The organism is Bacillus sp. TH25, from assembly GCF_016650935.1.
GTDB classification, from domain to species: Bacteria; Bacillota; Bacilli; order Bacillales; family Bacillaceae_G; genus Bacillus_A; species Bacillus_A mycoides.
Genome location: NZ_JAEKEU010000008.1, coordinates 127,756 through 144,463 on the forward strand (window position 1 = coordinate 127,756; position 16,708 = coordinate 144,463).

General features: G+C 34.4%; 14 protein-coding genes and 6 pseudogenes. 13 read left to right on the forward strand and 7 right to left on the reverse strand.

The window, feature by feature from the left end:
• The first annotated feature begins 15 nt into the window (after window positions 1-15).
• The 6 genes and pseudogenes from JFT89_RS03655 (at window position 16) to JFT89_RS03680 (ending at window position 2,664) form a co-directional block, all read left to right on the forward strand.
• Window positions 16-471 carry an immunity protein YezG family protein gene (locus JFT89_RS03655; protein WP_002066154.1) on the forward strand — a complete coding sequence of 152 codons (456 nt, stop codon included), beginning with the start codon at window positions 16-18 and terminating at the stop codon, window positions 469-471.
• Window positions 472-522: 51 nt separating this feature from the next.
• On the forward strand, window positions 523-1,011 hold the full coding sequence (locus JFT89_RS03660; RefSeq protein ID WP_002066155.1) for an immunity protein YezG family protein: 489 nt from the start codon (window positions 523-525) through the stop codon (window positions 1,009-1,011).
• A gap of 178 nt (window positions 1,012-1,189) precedes the next feature.
• Complete coding sequence (locus JFT89_RS03665) at window positions 1,190-1,465, forward strand: hypothetical protein (protein WP_016095814.1); 276 nt, start codon at window positions 1,190-1,192, stop codon at window positions 1,463-1,465.
• A 69-nt stretch (window positions 1,466-1,534) separates the two neighbouring features.
• On the forward strand, window positions 1,535-2,032 hold the full coding sequence (locus tag JFT89_RS03670) for an ankyrin repeat domain-containing protein (RefSeq protein ID WP_087962562.1): 498 nt from the start codon (window positions 1,535-1,537) through the stop codon (window positions 2,030-2,032).
• A gap of 67 nt (window positions 2,033-2,099) precedes the next feature.
• The gene (locus JFT89_RS30705; RefSeq protein WP_162617079.1) at window positions 2,100-2,177 is read left to right on the forward strand and encodes a hypothetical protein; all 78 of its coding nucleotides are present in this window, start codon (window positions 2,100-2,102) and stop codon (window positions 2,175-2,177) included.
• A gap of 14 nt (window positions 2,178-2,191) precedes the next feature.
• Window positions 2,192-2,664, forward strand: a pseudogene (locus tag JFT89_RS03680) (Imm30 family immunity protein).
• Window positions 2,665-2,942: 278 nt separating this feature from the next.
• On the opposite strand, the pseudogene JFT89_RS03685 reads toward JFT89_RS03680, so the two are convergent.
• Window positions 2,943-3,196 (reverse strand): annotated as a pseudogene (locus JFT89_RS03685) (SunI/YnzG family protein).
• Between the two features lie 331 nt (window positions 3,197-3,527).
• Here JFT89_RS03685 and JFT89_RS03690 point away from each other — a divergent pair.
• Window positions 3,528-3,854 carry a DUF3895 domain-containing protein gene (locus JFT89_RS03690; RefSeq protein WP_002066161.1) on the forward strand — a complete coding sequence of 109 codons (327 nt, stop codon included), beginning with the start codon at window positions 3,528-3,530 and terminating at the stop codon, window positions 3,852-3,854.
• Window positions 3,855-3,922: 68 nt separating this feature from the next.
• Here the strand turns inward: JFT89_RS03690 and JFT89_RS03695 are convergent.
• Window positions 3,923-4,200: pseudogene (locus JFT89_RS03695) on the reverse strand (hypothetical protein); the annotation flags it as partial.
• Window positions 4,201-4,290: 90 nt separating this feature from the next.
• On the opposite strand from JFT89_RS03695, the pseudogene JFT89_RS30095 reads away from it, so the two are divergent.
• Window positions 4,291-4,542 (forward strand): annotated as a pseudogene (locus JFT89_RS30095) (IS1595 family transposase); the annotation flags it as partial.
• Between the two features lie 153 nt (window positions 4,543-4,695).
• Here JFT89_RS30095 and JFT89_RS03700 read toward each other — a convergent pair.
• Both JFT89_RS03700 and JFT89_RS03705 read right to left on the reverse strand, forming a co-directional pair.
• Window positions 4,696-4,869, reverse strand: coding sequence for a hypothetical protein (locus JFT89_RS03700; RefSeq protein WP_002168012.1), 174 nt, complete (start codon window positions 4,867-4,869; stop codon window positions 4,696-4,698).
• Between the two features lie 131 nt (window positions 4,870-5,000).
• Window positions 5,001-6,232 (reverse strand): annotated as a pseudogene (locus tag JFT89_RS03705) (MFS transporter).
• A gap of 221 nt (window positions 6,233-6,453) precedes the next feature.
• On the opposite strand from JFT89_RS03705, the pseudogene JFT89_RS03710 reads away from it, so the two are divergent.
• The 3 genes and pseudogenes from JFT89_RS03710 (at window position 6,454) to JFT89_RS03720 (ending at window position 10,733) form a co-directional block, all read left to right on the forward strand.
• Window positions 6,454-7,035, forward strand: a pseudogene (locus JFT89_RS03710) (TetR/AcrR family transcriptional regulator).
• A gap of 466 nt (window positions 7,036-7,501) precedes the next feature.
• A complete protein-coding gene (locus tag JFT89_RS03715) occupies window positions 7,502-8,263 on the forward strand; it encodes a DnaD domain-containing protein (protein ID WP_002066170.1) in 762 nt (253 codons plus the stop codon).
• Window positions 8,264-8,342: 79 nt separating this feature from the next.
• On the forward strand, window positions 8,343-10,733 hold the full coding sequence (locus JFT89_RS03720; protein WP_201039458.1) for a penicillin acylase family protein: 2,391 nt from the start codon (window positions 8,343-8,345) through the stop codon (window positions 10,731-10,733).
• A gap of 259 nt (window positions 10,734-10,992) precedes the next feature.
• On the opposite strand, the gene JFT89_RS03725 is transcribed toward JFT89_RS03720, so the two are convergent.
• The 3 genes from JFT89_RS03725 to JFT89_RS03735 form a co-directional block, all read right to left on the reverse strand.
• On the reverse strand, window positions 10,993-12,780 hold the full coding sequence (locus JFT89_RS03725) for a helix-turn-helix transcriptional regulator (RefSeq protein ID WP_201039459.1): 1,788 nt from the start codon (window positions 12,778-12,780) through the stop codon (window positions 10,993-10,995).
• Between the two features lie 113 nt (window positions 12,781-12,893).
• Window positions 12,894-13,472 carry a sensor domain-containing protein gene (locus JFT89_RS03730; RefSeq protein ID WP_002084562.1) on the reverse strand — a complete coding sequence of 193 codons (579 nt, stop codon included), beginning with the start codon at window positions 13,470-13,472 and terminating at the stop codon, window positions 12,894-12,896.
• A 203-nt stretch (window positions 13,473-13,675) separates the two neighbouring features.
• A complete protein-coding gene (locus JFT89_RS03735; RefSeq protein WP_201039460.1) occupies window positions 13,676-15,013 on the reverse strand; it encodes an erythromycin esterase family protein in 1,338 nt (445 codons plus the stop codon).
• Between the two features lie 360 nt (window positions 15,014-15,373).
• Here JFT89_RS03735 and JFT89_RS03740 point away from each other — a divergent pair, with 360 nt between their 5' ends.
• Together JFT89_RS03740 and JFT89_RS03745 are read left to right on the forward strand one after the other, a co-directional pair.
• Complete coding sequence (locus JFT89_RS03740) at window positions 15,374-16,252, forward strand: CPBP family intramembrane glutamic endopeptidase (protein WP_201039461.1); 879 nt, start codon at window positions 15,374-15,376, stop codon at window positions 16,250-16,252.
• 145 nt (window positions 16,253-16,397) lie between these two features.
• Window positions 16,398-16,616, forward strand: a complete 219-nt coding sequence (locus JFT89_RS03745; protein ID WP_063218271.1) for an alpha/beta-type small acid-soluble spore protein — start codon at window positions 16,398-16,400, stop codon at window positions 16,614-16,616.
• Window positions 16,617-16,708: the final 92 nt, after the last annotated feature.

A 16,708-nucleotide genomic window follows, 5' to 3' on the forward strand; every position in this document is an offset into this window, starting at 1 on the left:
GAGTGAAAAAGTAGTATGAAAGAATTTGAGGAAAAGTTTAGTGAATTGCAATCGGATATGATATCTATATGTATGGAATATGTTGAAGACAGGGCCGATAAAGTATATGTGTATGCTTCATGTGAAGAAGACGTTATTTCAAGCAGCTTCTTTTATTTGATTAATAATAAGTATGTAGAGTGTCATAAAGTGAATGATGCATTGGAAGATGGAGACGGAAAATATGATGTGTCTCCAAAAAGAATGTTTATGGTACTTCGAATACTATGTGAAGATATCGAAAAAATCGAAGAATTATGTAAAGAATATGAAAGAGATATGCCAACAGAGATGAAGTTAATTTATGATACTGAGAGTGGAAGGTTTAAAGCTGAATACAAGTATGATTTAATATATACTCATGACGAGATTAAAACGGCCGATCATATTGCTGATGAGTGGTTTGAAGAAGTGAAAAATAATAAGCTTTAAAAGGGGTTACAGTAATTTCAGAACAAAATATCGAACAGGAGGTTAATTAATATGGAAAAAGGAATGAATAAGTTGTATAGAGAAATAGCCGAGACAGTTAATGAAATGATTCCGGAAGAATGGGGAAAATTCTATTTTTATGCTCAAATATCTGAGACAGGTGGAGGAACTTACTTTTTCTATAACACACCCCAGGATGAACAGAACTATAAGTATAGTTTAGAAATTGCTTATGAATACGACATTGATAAAGAGTACTATAAACTGAAGGGTAGAACTTTATTTGAGTTAAGTAATAAACTAAGGAAGGTTTTTAATGATAATCAACAAGAACTGTGGTACTCTTTTACACTATCTCTTGATAGCAATGGAAAGCTGAAGGTGCATTATGATTATACCAATTGGTTCGATACTGATTATAGTTTTGGTGACCAGTTAGTTATTTGGGAGTATAAATACTTAGGAACAGAACCAGATGATAGTGAAAGTAAAGATTTAATTAGCAGATATTTAGATGAGTATCCAGATAATCCAATTTAGTTAAATAGAGCAGGATAGAAATACTCAGTTGACCAGATACAAAGAGGTAAGACTATAGAAAAAACAGAAAAAAGAAGTGGAAAATATTATGTTATAAAAGAGATAAATTAGATTGGGGAGCATGCAAGGATATTAAAATGGACAATTATAATTCGTAACGAGTAAATAGGAGGACATAGTGAACAAGAAAAGGCAGTTACTTCAACAAGTAAAAGTCGTGATACATAAGTTGGAGAAAGACTATGTTAAAGATATTAATAGTGGCATTTTACAATTAATATATAAAAGATATAAGAAGGCATTAGAAATATTAGAGAATAACGAGGATATTAAGGGAATAACCATTGTGGGTGGTGTGCGTGCGTATATGGACAGTTACAATGACTATCCACATGCGCTATTAGAAGAATTACATAAGGCTGAAACGATAATTAAAGAATTAATTAACAGATAGTGATAGAGGAAAAGTATGAAGAGGAAAGCTAACTTTTTAAACTAGATAAAAATAATGCAGGGGGACTCTATGGAAAGTGAGGAAAAAGCGATAAAAATCTATGATTTCATTAAAAATGGTGATATAGAACAAGCGAAAGAGATAATTATTACTGATAAAAGTTTGCTTGATTTTGTAACGCCTTATGGAACGTGGCTACATGTTTCGGCTAGAGCTGGTGAACTGGATATGATAAAATTTCTTGTTGAATCTGGTCTGGATATTAACCTTAATGAAGGTGTACCAAAGTCAGCGCCTATTGCACATGCAGCTAGTGAAGGTGAAATTGGTATTGTAGAGTACTTATTTGATAATGGTGCAATATTAGATGTTAGTGACCCAAATAGAAATCCACTATTTGCAGCTATTTATGGCGGACACCTTGATATTGTAAAGTTTCTCATTAAAAATGGTCTGGATATAAATATCAAGTATACAGAGAAGACTATGAAAGATATGGGAGCTTATGAATTTGCTATTGAAAGAGGACAAACAGAAATTGCTGAATATTTAAAAATTTATACTTAAGGTGGAAGCCATATATTGATTTAATAGAAAAGTATGGAACACCACATATAATGAATGTTTCGGGTTTGTGCCTTTTCTTGGATTAGGCGGATTAGAAAAGTTGAAAACTAATGATCATATTAATTTAATTACCCAATTCATTTAAAAGGAGAAATTTATATGGACTCTCAATCTGAGGTTAAGAGATTATATAGTTGTAGATTTTTAAAAATCAATCGGAATGTGAAGAGTTTGATAATATATTAGAAAACTTAGCAGATTGTACTGATGAGAAGCTTATTAAAGAGTTGTGTATAGTATTTGAGGATGAAACACAAGCGGAAGAAGTTATGTTTGGTTTAGTTCATTTTATTGAAAGTTTTGAAATGGAAAAATATCTAACAGAGATGCCTAAAGCTTTACCAAAAATGGTTGAGAGTGCAAAAGAGTGGGCAATTCTACTAAACATAAGAATTTTAAATAGTGATTTATGTAGAAGTGAGTATGCTAAAGTGCTTGTAGGAATGAATCATGATATACAACTAACGGTAATTGATTTACTTAATGAAATTATTGCTGATGACCCTAAAAGATTTGAGAGCACTGCCAATGAGGTTCTTAGTCAATTACAGGGAGTTAATAAAAATAAATAAAAGTGAGAAATGAGTACATAGATGAAAAATAAATGAGAATTGTAGAAACAGTGGAAAGGCAATGTGAATGATATATATTTACAAATATAAGATAACTGTAGCGACCATTTGTATTATGGATAAAACTGAGAACACCCTAGCGAAGAGCTAGGGTGTTTGTATTATATAGTTTCACCATATGCTTCCGAATTAGGAGCAGGAGTAATCAACGAATCCTTTGTCGCGTTTACTATAATAGAATGTAGGTGTTTAACATTTAAATATATGAAGAAAAACAATTAAGCTTTTATTTTATTTAAAATGGATACTCTATTAGTAGTGAATAATAAATAATTTTGCTTTACTGTCTTAATTAAAATACGATCAGTTGTACCATATGCTGTTCCAATTCGGATTGCGCTTTTTCTTCAACACCAGCATATGTATTATCTTCAGTTACCTCAGTGATTTCACATAATGGAATATGAATTTTAGAGAATTGCCATGAAATAATTAGTTCGTCTTTTGTTTTTTCAACATTAATACCTAACATGTTACCAAGACCTTTCTATATTAAGATTTTACTCTTTCAATTTTATTATACAAATTTACAGATTTTATTTCTATTTTTTTACAGGAATTATACAAATAACAACGAGATAAATGTTCATAATTACTTTCATTCTTATTATAACGAATTCTACAATAGAAGACAGAACGTATATTTGGTATAATCAAAACATACTATATGAAATGATGTACATGAGTTTGAAATTCATGTAATAAGGTAAGTACTACATAACAATAACTAATATTTAAAGTTCTCGTACCTATAGGATTCAGTTCATGTTATACAAATCAGTTGTTAGAAAGGAAAAGATGTAATGAATCAAATTTCATTTGAAGATTTATTTGAAGAAGAAAAAGAAAAGGTGGAGGTAGCCGAGATACCCGTACCGTTATCGCCATTGCAAGAAGCTATTTTGGAATTACTTAATTCTGAAGAAATAAGTGCACTTGAGCTATGCGAACGATTAATACGATCTGGTAAAATACCCGATGAAAGATTCACTACGAATAAGCCGAAAGCCTTTGGACAAGTATGCTTAATATTAGAAGGGTTTGTTACAGAAGGAAAGCTTACTTTTATCAAAAATGATGAGAAAAGAGATAGGGTTTATAAATTGAATGAAGAAATTTTCAACATATAAGTTGTCCAGAATTAAATGAATGTTTTCTACGGAGCTAGTTCAGTAACCAAAGTAAAAAGGGGTATCAATCAAGAATGATTGATACCCCTTTTTGTTTTTTTACATCTTACATATTTACGTTTGAAACCGAGTCTTTCTCTATCAAGTTCTAAATGCATATTTTCGTAAGCATTTAGAAAACTGCTTTTTTCTTGTTACGTTTTACTTCAACTATACCAACTTCTTTTGCAGTCTCGACTGCCTTTTCATGTAGTGGCGCATATGAAATCCCCACAGTGTTTAGAAGCTTATTCATAGCGGATTTTGTTCGTTCTGGAGAATCCTGAATCGTATTTTTCACAATTTTATAGTTTTGAAAAAAAGTATATTAAAAAATGCACTAATAAATTATTCTCCTTTTATTTAGGCTGTTTTCGTATAGATTGTTGCTCTCTATCAACGAGTAAAAAAAGGGATATTCCACATACAACACGTTAATAACTTTCATCGCCGCTTGAAAAGATGGATGGAACGATTTCAAGGCGTTTGTACGTATTATTTGGATAGTCACCTCTACTGATATCGTTGGCTTGAGTTACATAAAAACTTAGCATTTGAAAATTGGATAGAGCAAATACTTATTTCAGCTTGCCAAAAATCTAAATATTTCACAGTTGAAGCATTAAGAAAAGATAAAAAGCATCATTAATCAGATGCTTTTTAGGTAGATTCAGTGGTTTATTGTTATTTAACTAATGGAGTAGTTTAGTTGAATAAGAAAAAAAGAGTAATGCGTATTTGACTTAAAATGCGATACAAAAATGAACTGTACAAGGATGACAATTCATTTAATAGGTAGGTATTATTTCACATTCTTTAGAGGGGAAATTACCTTGTTATAAAAAAATCTTTCCCATTTAGCTAACAAACCGTTCCCATTTTCACCACGTTGAATTTCAATTTCGTGTTTTTTATGAAATTCTGCTATTCGTTTATTATGCTCTTTGTGCAATTGATGGAGAGCTACTTGTTTCATTATTATCCCTCCTTTCGATTAACCATAATTATATATCCTGGGTTGATTATAGCAAAGTATTCTACACGTTTTGTAGATTAAATCTGCCTTTTAGTTTTAGCAGTAACAATCTTTGAGAAAACAGCCTTTATTTATGATGATCGCCGTAAGGTCATTGCCCAGAATAAAAGAGCACAAGCACTAACAGATGCACCTAATATACAAACTCCGTTCCATCCGTAGCTTGCATAAATGTTTGTGGAAAAAATTGCACCTGTAGCACTGCCGATAGAATAAAAAATCATATAACTAGCAGTGAGCCGACTTCGCGCTTCAGGACGCACTGTGAAAAGTATACTTTGGTTCGTGACATGTACAGCTTGCACAGCTAAATCTAAAAGGATAACGCCGATAACTAGTAGGAATAGAGAATGGTTCATTAATTTAATTAGGAGCCATGAAAGTAATAATAAGGATAAGGCTATGCCAGTAGTTCTTTCTCCGAATCCGCGATCAGCGAGTTGTCCGGCCTTAGTGGCAGCTAATGCACCAGCAACTCCAGCAAGACCAAATGCTCCGATAGCTGTATGTGATAGATTATATGGTGCAGCACTTAGAGGTAAAACTAATGAAGTCCATAAAATACTGAAGGAAGTAAAAATAAGCAATGCTAATATTCCACGAATACGTAAGATCCTTTCTTCTACAAATAATAAGAGAACAGAACGTAATAATTTACGATAGGTCATAGCTGTTTTTTTATGTTCAAGATTAGGTAAATTACGGTATAACAAACCAATTACGAAGAGCATAAGTACAGCAGAGGTAAGATAAACGGAACGCCATCCCGCTAAATCTGTTAATGTTCCAGCAAATGTACGTGCAAGTAGAATTCCTATTACGACACCGCTCGTGACGAAACCTACTATTCGCCCACGGTCTTTTGGGTTAGCTAAAATGGATGCGTATGCGACGAGTGTCTGCGTAACAGTCGCAAGAATTCCGACTAAGGCCATACCTATAAAAAGTACGGTACTTGAAGGAGCGACTCCGACCACAATTAAAGCGAAAACGGATAAAAGCATTTGAACAATGATAAGTCTTTTTTGATTTAACAAATCACCAAGTGGAACTAATAAAAGTAATCCGAGTGCATAACAAACTTGAGTAATCGTAATAACGACACCAATAGTTGAATGGTTGATCTTAAACGCATTTGATAAAGAATCAAGTAGAGGATGAGCGAAGTATATATTCGCCACAGCATCCCACAAGCTATTGAAAATAATAGAGTTATATAGCGGGGCATGATTGTATTGATAGGTGATTGGAACTGATCATTATTCTGTGTAAGAGCAGTTGTCATTTTTTCTTTAGTATCCATAATATCATCTCCTTTTGTTTTTAAAATAATGTACCGAACGGTATGTTATTTCGTGAGTCAAATATAATCAGGGATAAGTTGCTATGTCAAGTGAATTGTAAAATAAATTCAGTTTCTTTTGACATATCATTTATAATTTAATACGATATATAATATACTGATTAGTACATAAAAACGTGATTTATAATTTAGAAAACAGGTGAAAAAAGAGGAGGGATTAAATGGCCCGACTACGTGAATTTGATAAAGAAAAAGCTTTGGATGCTGCTATGCAACTTTTTTGGGAGAAAGGATACGCTACTGCTTCATTAAGTGATCTAACTGCTAAAATGGAAATACAAAGACCGAGTTAATATGCAGCATTTGGTGATAAAGAAGGGCTGTTTGAAGCTGCACTACGGAGATACACAAATATACATGCGGCTAGCATTCGAACAAAACTTCAAAAAGAACAATCTGTAAAAAAGGCCATTCGTACATTTTTTGAAAATATGGTGGAAGATGAATATAAAAGAGAATCAAATAAAGGCTGTTATTGTATTAACACAATGGTGGAGCTTGCTCCTCATAATGAAAAATTTGAAGTGTTGACTAGAGAACATCAAATGTATCTTTCAGTTATATTTCAAGAATTAATCGCCAAAGGTATTCAGTCAGGAGAACTGCAAAGTGATGTGAATGCTAAAGCATTGGCACAAACGCTAGTCACTTCATTAATTGGATTAACAGTGTTAATGAAATCTCGTCCAGAACGTTCAGTTGTAGATAATTCGGTATGTATCATATTATCGTTACTAAAATAAATGTAACAGAATCGTATTTCAATCAACTATGTCGATTATAGACACTTTTATTTATAAACTTTTAACTTTAAGCACTGAATTGTCTACGAAGGCAACAAGTGCTTTTTATTTTCGTGTAAATATGAGCAGGTGAATCATAATGGTTGTCTGCAACATATGAAGATTGTTGGAGACATTTGTAATTAGGCATCGGATAAGAGAGGAATGAAAACACTATATAAGCCCCTTCAAAGCCCCTTATAAGCACCTACCAAGTAATAAATCACTAAGAAAAAACAAAACAAAACAAAAACAAAAACAAAAACAAAAACAACTACAAGAACAAAACAAGCGCGAAAAAATAAAACCGGCGTAGTAGTAGTAAAAAAATTTGGAACTTGAATGCCAAAACCGTTACCTCATTCCTATATTTATATTGAAGGATTGGAATTTTCCTTTTTACTAGTAAAGAGCGGGAGGAAAACTGATGGCGGTGTACCGTAATGTGCAGGTGAACTTTTGGCAAGATGAATTCATATTAGATTTAACGCCAGAAGAGCGTTATTTTTACATATATTTGTTAACTGGTACGAAAACGAAGCAATGTGGTATTTACATATTGCCAAAACGTTTGGCAGAGCTTGAAACTGGTTACAGTATGGAAACTGTTGAGAAGTTATTGAACCGGTTTGTGGAATACGGGAAGATTTTATATGATGCGGAAACGAAAGAGTTATTCATTATAAATTGGTTACACTATAATCCTATTTTTAATACGAACATAGAGAAATGTGTATTACGTGAGCTGAAAATGGTGAAAAGTAAAGAGTTCCTACATAAGTTTTTGCGTAAATGTCTTGAAGAAGAATGCAAGATTCCGTTATTACTTCAGTATTTTGGTATGCCAGAGGAAGAGATTGATAGTAATTCACAACAAGTAATTATTCAAGAGAAGGAAGAGGTAGAAAGAGTAGAGGAGGTCACTCCGCATAGTGAAGTTTACAAGTTTTACGAACAAAATATTAGTAGTTTATCTCCATATATAGTGAAGGAATTAAAGGGATGGATGCAAAGAGTTTCAGGAGATAAAGTACTAGAGGCACTTAAAATTGCGTTTGAAAATAATAAGGGGACGTTCGCTTATGTAAAGGGGATTTTGAAGAATTGGTGTAAGAAAGGACGAGTAAGCTTCAATAAAGGAAAGGAAATAGTGCGTAAGAGAGAAGTATTCAGTTTGTATGATCCATAGCATGAGCAAGTAATGATTTCTTCTTTTCTAAAAGGTTCTTTCACAATAGAAGCGAATAGATTGAGAGAGGAGGGATTGTATGGAAGTCGTCATAAAAAAGAAACGAAATAGGGGAAAAAGAATTTTTATTTGGTCTAGTAGTATCGTTCTTTTATTAGTTATTTGTACAGCGATTTTTTTGAACATATATACGCTTAGTTCTATGCCAAAGATAGATGGAACGATAAAACTTGAGGATTTACAACATGCTGTTGCGGTGAAACGAGATAGTAAAGGTGTACCACATATTAAAGCGGAAAATGCGCATGATTTATATTTTTCGCAAGGATACGTACAAGCGCAAGATCGTTTGTTTCAAATGGATTTAAGTAGAAGACAAGCTTCTGGTATGTTAAGTGAAGTTGTAGGGGAAGCAGCTGTTGATCGAGATAAATTGTTTCGAACGCTCGGTTTACGGCGAGCGGCAGAAGCATCTGTTAGTCAATATGATGGAGAAGCGAAATATGCCCTGCAGTCATTTGCTGATGGGGTGAATACCTTTATACGTGAAGCGAAGGCCGAAAAGAAATTGCCAGTGGAGTTTACTCTATTAGGTTATGAACCTGCTGAATGGTCAATCGTGGATTCTTTAACGATTGGAAAGTATATGGCGTTTGATTTAGGCGGACATTGGCACGGACAGGCATTTCGATATTGGGCGCTGAAAAATTTACCGAAAGAGCAAGCAAATGAGCTATTTCCTACATATCCGAAAGATGCGCCTAGATTGCTAGCTGAACTGAAAAATACAAATGTGGACGTAGCACAAAGTTTTGCAAAAACGATCATTCCGCCTGAGTTTAACGGTAGTAATAACTGGGTCATAAGCGGTGAGAAGAGTGCGTCTGGTAAGCCAATTTTAGCAGATGATCCTCATTTATCTCTTGCGACGCCTTCTATTTGGTATCAATCGCAACTTGAAATGAAAGATTTAAATGTGAGTGGCGTTATTTTCGCAGGAGTACCAGGTGTTATATTAGGTCACAATGACAAAATAGCATGGGGCGTTACGAATACTGGTCCTGATGTGCAAGATTTATATATTGAGAAGCGAAATCCTAATAATGAAAATGAATTTTTGTATAACGATAAGTGGGAAAAAGCTACGGTTGTTGATGAATCTATTAAAGTAAAAGGCGGGAAAACAATTCCGTATAACGTGACGGTTACGAGGCATGGTCCAGTAATTTCAGAGTTTGCAGATAAAGGGAAAGAGAAAACGAAAACAGTATTCGCTTTGAAATGGACTGCTTTAGAGCCATCAGCTGAATTAAAGGCTGTATTAAATATGAATAAAGCGAAAGACTGGAATGAGTTTGAAACTGCTCTTCAAGATTTTCATACACCAACTCAAAACTTTGTGTTTGCATCAAATGACGGAACCATTGCTTACAAAGCGAATGGAAATATACCAGTGCGTAAAAAAGGTGATGGTAGTTTGCCAGTGCCAGGATGGACAGACGAATATGAATGGGAAGGGTATATTCCGTTTGATCAGCTACCGAAAGTAATAAATCCAAAACAAGGGTTTATTTCAACTGCAAATAATAAAATTGTTGATGATAATTATCCGTACCATATTAGTAATACGTGGGCGCAGCCATATAGGCAAATGCGTATTCAAGAGTTTTTGCAAGAGAAGGATAAGTATACGGTAAAAGATTTAGAAGAGTTACAGATGGATCAAAAAAATTTATACGGGAAAGAATTTGCTCCTATATTTTTAAAAGAGTTAAATAAAGCATCTTTAAATGAAGTAGAGAAAGAAGGCGTAAAACAATTAACAAAGTGGAATTTTTACGATAGTAAAGATGAAGCTGCACCATTAATATTCCATTTGTTAATGAAAGAGATTTCGAATACGTTATTTTCAAAAGAAATACCGAAAGATGTGATGGAGTTATTTGAAGGGAAGTCACAAGTTGTTGATGAATTGATTCGAAAAGAAGTAGCAGGAGAAAATAGCGCTTGGTTTACGAAGTACGGAGGGTTCACGAAAGTTGTGCATACATCGTACGAGAATGTAATGAAAAAATTACAGAAGGAATATGGACCGAATGTTGCAGAGTGGAAGTGGGGCGATTACCATCAACTTGCTTTTACACATCCGATTTCGAGATCATCTAGTATGTTAGCATTACTTGCATTTAATCGTGAGAAACCAGTTCCAATTGGCGGAAGCCAAGTTACCGTTCAAGCAGCAAGTTACGGAGATAACGGTATTGTCAATCACGGAGCTTCTTGGCGATTCGTTATTGATACGAAAGATATGTCAAACGGTTATCATATAGTGGGGCCGGGACAATCAGGACATTTTAGAAGCGATTGGTATCATGATCAAATAGATGATTGGGTGAACGGTGAGTATCATACGACTACATTGAATATGGATGGAATAGAGGGGAAGGTGTTAACTTTAGAGCCGAAGTGATAATATTTCCACTGATGAAAACTGTTAAATTAGAACATAACCCAGTTCTTAAATCATTTTAAAAGCCTACTATCAGTTAAATTGATAGTAGGCTTTTGTATTTTAGAGAATAAGATTCAATGATTTTATTATGACAAAACAGTAAGTGTTTTAACATTTACTTATACGATAACGGGCCTTATTTACTCTGTTACAAAAGAAACCACACAAAGCGTTCTGTTTTTTTGTTATTCATTGGTATATACCGCAAAACATTTTGTTATTCAATAATTCCAATTTCTAGAGCCTTTTGAACAGCTTCTTCTTTGTTACGGACTCCTAACTTTGTATAAGCTGTGGAAGCATAGTTTCTGACCGTACCATTCGATAAATATAACCTTGATGCTATGGTAGTGTATCGAAGTCCTTTTGCTACTAGCTGCAATATTTCTATCTCTCTAGCTGTTAGCTCATAAGCAGTTGCTTTTGATTGTGGTGTCTCGATTTGCTCATCAAACTTCTCAAATATTTTGTGAGACATTCCCTGATCAATCAGTGTCCCACCTTTGTGAATAAGTCGGATCGTATTAGCTAGCTCCAATGTTTCAATAGATTTGAGTAAAAAACCATCCGCACCGTTGCGAAGTGATTCCAACGCCTGTTCGGTATCCTGAAAAGTTGTAAAAATCAATACGCGGATATGTGGCCATTGTTGCTTAATTTTTTTGGTTGCTTCGACTCCATCCATGTGCTGCATATCTAAATCCATAAGTATAACGTGGGGTTGAAGGCGCCCACACAAATCGATGGCTTGATTGCCATCCTCAGCCAAACCGACTACATTTAAATCTTCATATCTATCGAGTAGTGTCCTCAAACTTTCCCGAATAAATGGCTGGTCGTCTACAATTAACAAACGAATAAGTCCATCTTTTATTTCAGTTTGTCGCGGTATGGTACATGTAACAAGCATTCCTTCCTCTGGCTTTGTATATACAGACAATTGACCTTGCAAATTCATTGCCCGTTCTTTCATCGCATTCATACCGAAGCCTTCCTGCCATTCTACATTTCCTTTTCCGTTATCTTGAACTTCTAACCTCGTATATTGTTGTTCAAACTGCAATGAAACTATAATTTCAGTCCCCTGACCATGACGTACTGCATTTGTAAGAGATTCTTGTAAGCAACGAATGAACGCTATCTTCGCTTGCCGAGATAGTTGATATTCCTCTCCGAATGTCCTAAAACTTACATTTACCTGAGCGTGCTCCTGAAATTCGGCTCCAAGATTTTGTAGAGATTGAATCAAGGAAGGGGATTGACACGGAGAATCCATTTGATGTAGGTAACCTCTCACGTCCTCAATACTTTTACGTCCCATTTCAAGCAGAGAATCTAGCCTCTGTATACCCATCTCAGTAGCAAGTTCGGTACGCAACGTTTCCATCCCCATAATAATAGAAGTATAAGCGTGACCAACTGTATCATGAAGCTCACCCGATAGCCTGTTTCGTTCCTCTGCCAGTGTTATGCGTTCAATCTGAGACATATATTGCTCAAGTACTGCGTTTTGTTTACGAATTGCTTCATTTTGCTTATGATTGACGATTAATAAATGAAAGGCGAATCCCATTACATAAGCGAATCCATAATAGGTGACCATAACCCAATAGCTATTACTTGGCGCAACCGCATAGAAAATTCCAGTTGTTATAAAAACTGTTGTTGGAGCTGTCCAATAATAGGACAAATGCTTACTATTTGCTGCGATAAGAAATACCGATATAAGAAAGATATTGTAAGCTTCTGGAAATAAAGAGGTTAAGAATATACATAGTCCACCATATAGCAATATTTCTGTGAATAAGTAATATTTATAATTGAATAGTAAGGCTACCCATGGAATAGAGAAGGCAATAATTTCCCAAATAATAATAATCCAAAGTGGTAATGTTAAACCATCCTGGAAATTTAATGTTGCTAGGAGGGTAGACACACTAACAAGTAGACGGATTCCTAACATAATCCAATCATACCAAAACCAATATTTAACCATATCAAACAATTTATTTACCCCCTAAGTAGCCTTCTTTCTCATTTCCTATATTATAGAATAATCCTTCTTACATTGTTATATTTTTAAGTTTAAACTGCCTACTATTCGTAGACTACAAACTTCTATCGATTTAGTTGCTGAATCATACTGCGTGTATAACCTCCAAATTTTTTCGTTAAACCATCTACTATTTTAATACTTATGGCGGTAAACACTATACCGATAGACATTACAAGGAGTGACTTGGGAAAAGTATCTATCTGTATGAAAATAATATTCATATCGATGTATCGATACAATAGTGGTGCTAACAGGAACATAAGTGGCATTACATAAAAAATGATTGCACTAATGAGACTGAAAATGCCAATCACAAATTTCTGCATTAACCAAAAGACAGCAGACCAGGTGTGGCGATCCGTAAGTCCTAATTTTACTTGCGCCCAGTCCGATGTATCCGTCGTTACACTTCTATCGTAAGATTCTGTCGAAATATCAGTATAAATTTTCGTTTGTATGCGCTCGAATTGGATAAAGGGTGTGGTAGTTTGTAGTACGCGTATAACTAATGGAATCCCAACTACCGTAAATGAAAGGGTGAAACTGAATAGCAGAGCTATTAGATAAAAACAAAAATAAAACAAACCTGTAATGAAAGTTAGTAATAAAAAATAACCATTCTGGATGAATCTTGATTTCATAAAGCTCATCGCTCCTATCTATGTAATAAACGAATTATATTGCTTTTTTTGTCATTCTCACTAGTGTAAAAGTGTCATATGACATCTCTAAATGATGCTAAAAAGGGGAGAGTAACCTACTTCTGGTTAAAAAAGATGCTTATATTAATCTCCATAAAACAATCCCGTTCTTGCAGATGCAAGAACGGGATTGTTTTGTACTTTTATTTAATATGAGATGGACTTGTTTTTCGAATGTGAAAAATAATATCAAATTGCTCAAGCAATGATTTATCAAAGTATGCCGATTCGTTTGGGAATATTTGTCCCCCTATACTTAGTAATGGTCTTTTTGTTTTAACCCATTTCTCTGCTTGTCCTTTAAGGTGACGGGTATCCAATAAAAACATGTTATATGGTACTTTTCCGAGGGTATAGTTAAAACTATTTACATTTTGTGGAATCGTACCCGTTGTAATCTTACCTCCAGTAGAAGGATCATATTCGCTGTATAAGGTGAAATTCCCCTCCGTAGTTGTACTACCAATTGTGACATAATTAGTGTCTAAACGTTCCTTCAAAAATTGCCCGGCAACATAAGGGTATAATTTCTCATCGATAATTCCTTTAGCAATATGAATATTGTGTCCCCATACCATCGTTTTACCACCCAATGTCTCTTGTGCCCACATTGCATGATCGGCCAAGTATTGCTCATGTAGCTTTAACATACTTGGATAGTCGTTAGGAATTAGCATTGTGGTAAATTTCTCTATTGCACTTGCCGTTGCTTTCGCCCAGATGTACTCGGGTGAAACTATTTCTGTGTTGGTTTGTTTATTCTCATCTTTTAGTAATCGAGCTACTCTCTCAGCGTTTGCTTTGAACTTTTCTTTTATTTCAGGAGCAAGGTCCATATATTCCTGTGTACTTCCATTAAAAGCCGACAATTCTTTATAATTTTCTTCTACTTCTGCCAGCAAATCTGGTCGATGCAGCCTTACATAATCAATTACTTTATTAAAGCAACCTTGGTCCAACTCCTTTAAGTCGAGCCCAATAAATTGGATCTTTTTTTTATTGGATGGATCGGCATTATAATCTTTCATCCACTCAATCATGGCTATAATTTCATCAGTAGGATATAACAAGTTTAAAAATTCCCTAGGGTTTCCTTTTCCTGTTTGGATATATTCATTTAGATTTAAGCCGTTTCCCCAATCTTCTTCCATTGTGAAATTTGTAAAACCCATCTCAGTAACTAAATATTTCACAAGTCGAAACTTCATAGTGAAAATTTCAGAGCTTCCATGAGTATTCTCTCCTAATCCTACATATTGTGCACTCCCAATCATTTTCTTAAGTGGTTTTAAATCCTCAAATGATTTTGACGGTTCTATCGTTTTTAATGGGTAAGCCTGTGATTGTATTGATTTAACTATATTTTTTTGGATTGATTGACCTGAATTTTCGACTGCTACTGTTTGAGCGTTTCCTACTTCTCCACATCCTGTGACTAATAAAGCTGTACTAACCATTGCAATTATTCTTTTCTTATTCATTTTTTTCCACCTCAATTGAATTGTTTTTAAAAGCGAGATTGATTCATGTACTTGCACGAATCAATTGCCTTAATTCAATTGTTATCTATCCCATATCATATTTTCTAGTTACATATTGTCATAAGGTTAATTGACACAGGTCATAGACTAATCATTACACTTTTGTACTATCGGCTATGACAACTTATAAATAATAATTACATTGATGAGTCGCAAGTAAGACTAGATTATAAATTTGGGAGGGATTTTAAAGATGAATTAATCTGTATGCCAAAATGTTTTTATTCTAAGTTGTGTCTGTGGAAATGACAAGAAGTAAATTCGATAAACAAGTGAATTAAAGGGGAAGGGCGGATTACAATGATATTACACGCAAAATCGTTCCACAATAAAGATAAAATCCAACGTGCTAAAATAGGACTGCAACTCTTTCTGAGTATCTTAATCATTACTTCTATTATCCTAAATGTAGTAGTAATAATTACTAAAAGTATGCCGCTTATTGTGGTATATATGTTTACCCCAGCATTTTCTTCTATTTTGACTCGCATAATACTGAAAGAAGGGTTTAAAGATGTATCTTTTAGTCTCGGTAACTTAAAGATATGGAAGGGGATTGGTTTTGCTCTGCTAATACCTATGATTATTTGTGGAATTACTTATTCTATCGCCTGGTTGAGCGGGATTGCGGGGTTTCAGCATCCCGAAGGTGGTATGTTAGAACCAATCTACAATATACTTGGGCTTCAGTATCTAACGGCACCATTCAGTTTCATTTATCTAGTAGTATTGAGCGGCATTTTAGGAAGTTTGCTTAACTTAATCCCAGTTTTGGGAGAAGAAATGGGTTGGCGAGGTTATATGCTCACAAGGCTAGTCGATGCAGAGTTTTCACGGCCCATCCTTATTAGTGGATTGATTTGGGCAACGTGGCATGTTCCAATTGTTATTGCTGGTCTATATGTAGAGGGAACATCTGTCCTTCTTTCAGTACTTGGCATCTATTTTTGTATTGTACCATTCAGTTATATTACAGCTTATTTACGACTTATCACAGGTAGCGTTTGGCCTTCGGTTATCATCCATACTACTTGGAATGCCATTATTCAAGGACCTTTCGCACGTGCAAGTACAGGATATCAAACTGAGATTTGGATTGGAGAATCTGGCTTGATAACTGCTCTTATTATCTTGATTACTGCAATAATTACGTCTCGAATAGTAAATGTTACTAAATAGCATACGGATGTGTTTTAAATTCAATTAGTGAAATATGACAAGGCGAAATAAGATGCTCCTAGAAATATTAGAAAAATATAGTTAACCCATGTATAAATATCATAATTAATCACATGTTATATGCAAATATAATGGAGGTACAATTATGAATATTCAAAGACATGAAAGTAATACAAATGAAATTCTTATTTCTGCAGCTGCAAGTGCTATTGAGCAGATGAAGTACGAGATTGCTCGTGAATTAGGAGTCACATTAGGACCGGATACATCAGCACGTGCAAATGGTTCTGTCGGTGGAGAAATTACAAAACGCTTAGTTCGAATGGCAGAGGAACAATTAACAGGACAATATAGGTTACAGTAAGTTAAGGTGATAAATAAAAGAATCCATATATATATGGATTCTTTTCAGACTGTGGAGAAAATCTTCTCCACAGTCTGTTTTTGTGTAAAAAG